The sequence below is a fragment of the Bradyrhizobium sp. UFLA05-108 genome (genome assembly GCF_059803455.1).
Map to the genome: position 1 here is coordinate 1 of NZ_JBANAZ010000157.1, position 3,308 is coordinate 3,308.

Annotated in this window: 3 protein-coding genes; all 3 read left to right on the forward strand. The window is 63.6% G+C overall.

What is annotated here, in order from left to right; genetic code table 11:
• Window positions 1–117 precede the first annotated feature (117 nt).
• Genes SO140_RS45465 through SO140_RS45475 form a run of 3 tightly spaced genes read left to right on the forward strand, consistent with a single transcriptional unit; the run spans window position 118 to window position 3,241 of the window.
• Window positions 118–1,326 (forward strand): tyrosine-type recombinase/integrase, encoded by a 1,209-nt coding sequence (locus SO140_RS45465; RefSeq protein ID WP_498544156.1) that lies wholly within the window; start codon window positions 118–120, stop codon window positions 1,324–1,326.
• Window positions 1,320–2,240 (forward strand): tyrosine-type recombinase/integrase, encoded by a 921-nt coding sequence (locus SO140_RS45470; RefSeq protein ID WP_498544157.1) that lies wholly within the window; start codon window positions 1,320–1,322, stop codon window positions 2,238–2,240. Before SO140_RS45465 ends, SO140_RS45470 begins: the two co-directional genes overlap by 7 nt.
• Entirely contained in the window at window positions 2,237–3,241 is a 1,005-nt protein-coding gene (locus SO140_RS45475) for a tyrosine-type recombinase/integrase (protein WP_498544158.1), read from the forward strand. The genes SO140_RS45470 and SO140_RS45475 overlap by 4 nt, the downstream gene beginning before the upstream one ends.
• Window positions 3,242–3,308 lie beyond the last annotated feature (67 nt).

Sequence of the window (3,308 nt, forward strand, 5' to 3'; positions counted from 1 at the left end):
TGTCGGGTTCGGACTATGCAGGCAAGAGCGCCTTTCGCATGACTGGCATCGAAATCTTCGATTTGCTCGAGACACCGGACTTCTCCGGCGTGAACAAGCAACTCGAAGGAATACAGAGTGACAAAACGAAAGCGTAGACATCGTCGCAGCGTCGATGTTCAGATCAACTGGCTGCAGCCCCACGCCGACAGCTTCAAGGAGTGGCTTGCACAGCGGAATTACTCGCCGGCGACCATAACCGAAGTGGTGCGCTTGCTTGCCTTGTGGGGCGATTGGGTGCGCGCGGCTGGCTTCGAGATCGAAACGCTCGCTGCCGGCTTGGCCGCATCGGCATCGGTGTTCCGGGATAGCAAGACGGCGCGCGCACCGCAGGGCGCGGCCGCTCTGTTCATTGCCCATCTGCGCGAGCTGGGCGTCCTTCCGCTAGAGCGACGACCGTCGCTGGAGGACACTTGGCCGACGCTCGCCGCCTTCCGCCGCTGGATGCGGGAGCAGCGCGGCATCAAGGACTCCACGCTCGATACCTATCAGGTGATCCTGGTCGACTTGTTGGCTGCGCTCGGTACTGTTCCGAGCGCCTACACGGCCGCGGCGATCCGCAGCTTCGTGCTCGATCGCGCCAAGCCTCATGGACGCGGGCGGGCGCAGGGCATTACCGTCGCGACGCGCGCCTACCTCAAGTATCTCGTGGCGATCGGGCAATGCCCGGTCGGCCGCGAACATGCAGTTCCGAGCTTTGCAAGTTGGCAATTGGCGGCGACACCACGCTTCCTCGGACAAGGCGAGCTCGATCGCCTTCTTGCCGCTTGTGACGGCGAGGACCGCCTGCGCGACCGGGCCGCTATCCTGCTCCTTGCCCGGCTGGGGCTGAGGGCAAGCGAAGTCGCCAATCTCGCCTTCGACGAAATCGACTGGGCGACCGGCCGGATAAGTCTTGCCGGCAAAAGCCGGCGCGAAGAGCGCCTACCGCTGACTCAGGAGATCGGCGATGCCATCCTAGCCTATGTCGAGCGGGCACGACCACGCAACGCGTCGACACGGGTGTTCTTGACGAATGCGGCACCTATCCGTCCGCTCAGCCGCATCGCGGTGAAATGCATCGTGCGTCGCGCCCTCGACAGGGCTGGCGTCAAGAGCGCTCATCGGGGTGCCCACGTCCTGCGCCACTCCGCCGCGACAGCCATGCTGCGCAACGGCGTCACTCTTGCCGGCGTCGGCTCCGTTCTCCGGCATCGTTCGCCGTCGGTCACCGCGCTCTATGCCAAGGTCGACATTGGTCTCCTGTCGGAGATTGCACAGCCCTGGGGCGGGAGGCTGCCGTGCTGAGCGACGACGCGAACCGCTACATCACTCTGCGCCGTACGCTCGGCTACAAACTGGTCAAGGCTGAACGGCATCTTCGCGCCTTCGCGCGCTTTGCCGCAGAGCGCGGCGAAACCCACATCCGCACAGCGTCCGTTCTCGCCTGGATCGAAACGGTCGCTCGCACGCCCGGCGCCCATGCACGGCGCCTGACGGACCTTATCCTGTTTGCGCGCTTCCTTTATGCCGAAGATCCTCGGCATGAGGTCCCACGCGCCAACGTCACGCCGGGCCGGAAAACGCGGCCGATCCCCTATATTTATACATCGGACGAGATCGCCCGCATCCTCGATGCCGCAGGCCAGCTCCGACATCAGAAGCCGAATCCCCTGCGGCGCCAGCTCTACGTCATGCTGGTCGGTCTAATCGCGGCTACGGGACTGCGCGTCTCTGAAGCGCTCGCGCTCAGACTCGACGACATCCAGCCCGACGGCGTGCTGCACATCCGAGAGACCAAGTTCCGCAAGAGCCGGCTCGTGCCGCTGCATGCGACGGTCGTCGAGGCGCTCGAACGCTATATCGAGATCCGTCGCCAGCGCGCCGGCGAGAGCGAATGGCTCTTCCCATCCGTCCAGCACCGGAAAATGTACCCGACGACCGTGAACTATACCTTCCGCTGCATTCTGCGACGGGCAGGCATCGCGCCGGCGCGAAGCAAGCAACCCCGCATCCATGATCTTCGCCATACCTTTGCAACCCGCGTGCTGGAACAATGCGGTGTCGAACGTCGCGCGGTCGCCCGGCACTTCGTCGCCCTGTCGACCTATCTCGGCCACGTCGATATCCGGAACACCTACTGGTATCTCCAGGCAACGCCGGAGATGATGGCGGATATCGCCTCGGCGGCGGAAATGCTGGTCGGGGAGAGCGCCGCATGACGAAGCTGGCCCCTCTTATCACTGGCTTCCTGCGCGACTACATGCCCCGTCAGCGGGGTTATAGTCCGCAAAGCTGCGAGACATATGCGTTCAGCTTCAAGCTGCTGTTCGGCTTCGCCGCGAAACGGCTCAGCACCAGCCCGTCACGGCTGACGATCGAAGACCTCGACGCGCCAATGATCGTCGCCTTCCTGGCCCATCTCGAACAGGAGCGCGGCAACGGTGCTTCCACACGCAACCTGCGGCTCGCCGCCATCAAGACGTTTATGCGCTATGTGGAGCACCAGGTGCCCTCCGCCCTGGAGCAGATCGGCCGGGTCCACGCGATCCCGGTCAAGCGCCATGACCAGAAGCTCATCCGTCATCTGACGATGGAAGAGGTTCGCGCGATCCTCAACGTCCCCGATCTCGCGACACGATCCGGCGTGCGCGATCGGGCGATGATGCACCTCTGCTTCGCTGGGGGCTTGCGGGTCTCCGAACTGGTCGGCGTCCTGACTGAAAACCTGTCGCTCCGGCATGGCGCGAGCGTAACGATCCGGGGTAAGGGCCGGAAGGAACGCTGCCTGCCACTCTGGAAGGAAACCACGCGTGATCTTCGCGCCTGGTTGAGCGTTCGAGGCGCAGTTCGCGTGCCGGAGCTCTTCGTCAATGCACAGAATGAGCCAATGACCCGTGCGGGCTTCGAATATGTGCTCGACAAGCACGTCGGCAAGGCGGCCGAGACCTGCGCATCGCTGCGCGACCGTAGCATCTCCCCGCATCAGCTTCGGCATAGCTGCGCGGTCATCATGCTGCAGGCCACCCACGACATTCGGAAAGTCGCCCTGTGGCTTGGTCACGCCGATATCCGCACAACGGAGGTCTACCTCCGCATGGATCCTTCCGAAAAGCTGGAAGCAGTCGAAGCGGTCGTTCCGCCGGAGCTGAGACGTGGTCGGTTCAAAGCACCGGATGCGCTGATCGCGTCCTTGCTCTCAGACTTGGAAGCACCGGCCTGATCGGAACGGATCTGCGACTGAGACGGGTCCATTGCGCCAATCGATCTGATCCTGAACGCAGGCATGC